Source organism: Bartonella capreoli, from assembly GCF_902813205.1.
In the GTDB taxonomy this organism is placed as follows: domain Bacteria; phylum Pseudomonadota; class Alphaproteobacteria; order Rhizobiales; family Rhizobiaceae; genus Bartonella; species Bartonella schoenbuchensis.
The window spans coordinates 1-476 of record NZ_CADDZX010000164.1 but is presented as its reverse complement, the minus strand read 5'-3'; the positions used below and the strand labels follow the sequence as shown (position 1 = coordinate 476).

General features: G+C 35.1%; 1 protein-coding gene. It reads right to left on the bottom strand.

Translation table 11 applies throughout. The features are described 5' to 3' along the window. Positions 1–476, bottom strand: a 476-nt coding sequence (locus tag J7R05_RS07885; RefSeq protein WP_208541837.1) for a UbiA family prenyltransferase, incomplete at both ends; no start/stop codon positions are given.

Here is a 476-nt window from a genome sequence, read left to right as displayed (position 1 = left end):
AAAAGAAAAACGTTTTTTTTGCCATCAAAATAGTTGCGTCATACGTATCGGATTTCCATAAACGATAAGCAAAATAAATAAAGATAATACTCAAAATTGTCGAGAAAATACCATAGGAAACTCCTGCGAAACCAGTAATAAAAGGTCCAGAAGCGCATATTGCCATAAGAATAGTATAAAATAAAATCTGTGCTTTTGTTGAACGCTCACCTCTTACATTAGGCATCATAGGAATACCTGCTGTTTCATAATCAAGAGCTGAAAACAAGGAAAGAGACCAAAAATGTGGTGGAGTCCACATAAAAATGATTAAAAATAATAAAAAGCTCTCAATATTCACTGTACCCGTTGCTGCAGCCCATCCAATCATAGGTGGGAAAGCTCCAGCTGCACCACCAATAACGATATTTTGGGGCGTTATACGCTTTAACCAAATTGTATAGACAACAATATAAAAGAAGATTGTAAATGCAAGA